This window comes from Pseudarthrobacter sp. NamE5, from assembly GCF_005796225.1.
Classification (GTDB): Bacteria; Actinomycetota; Actinomycetes; order Actinomycetales; family Micrococcaceae; genus Arthrobacter.
Map to the genome: position 1 here is coordinate 1 of NZ_VAHO01000037.1, position 766 is coordinate 766.

1 pseudogene is annotated in these 766 nt (G+C 63.8%); it reads right to left on the minus strand.

Annotated elements, in window-relative coordinates:
• A pseudogene (locus tag FDW84_RS18975) lies at window positions 1–638 on the minus strand (hypothetical protein); the annotation flags it as partial.
• Window positions 639–766 lie beyond the last annotated feature (128 nt).

Here is a 766-nt window from a genome sequence, read left to right on the forward strand (position 1 = left end):
TCCCGCCAGGGAACCACGGATGTTGCGGCCAATCCGGTGACTACCTTTTGCGAGAAGCCTGCCATCTCGATATGGAAGTTGCCGATCATGCGGTCGACCATCCAATCGGTGGTCTTTTCGACAATCCTGGTCCGGGAGCCCTCAAAGCGCTCCACGTAGACGGCAGCCGCGAGTGGAGCCGAGGTGGTCACCTCCCGTCCGGGGAAAGCAGCAGCCGCGTCCACCATGCGGTGCTCCGGGGACCACCGGCGGGAAAAGACTGCGAGGCGCGGATAACGGATGACGTACGGGTGCACCAGTGTGGTGAGACGGCCGACGCTTTGCGAGAACTGCGGAGGGACGAGGGGCTTCCGGACACCTTCGAACAGGTGGGGGTAGATGGCCCGGTGGTGCGGCTTGATGAACATCGGCTTGGCGTAACCAAGCAGCGTCGCATCCTCGGCGAGGAAGGCCCAGTCGTCACCCATAAACGACCACCCCTCACGCCGCATCAGCTTGGCGGCGGTGCTCGTCTTACCGGTTCCTCCTGCTGCGGGAAGCGCAATCGCATGACCCCGGTACGCCATGGTCGCCGCATGGATCATGGCGGCTCCCCGGGCGATCATGGCGGCATCCAGGACCGGGACTACGGAGGTCAACAGCTCGCCTGCCCCGTGAACGCGCCATTGCTCGGCATCCTTCACTACCTGGACCCGGTCGGCGTTGAATCGCACGCTGTTGTCCGTGTAGGCAAGTTCGTGCTCAAGCAGACCTGCATCCGGCATCG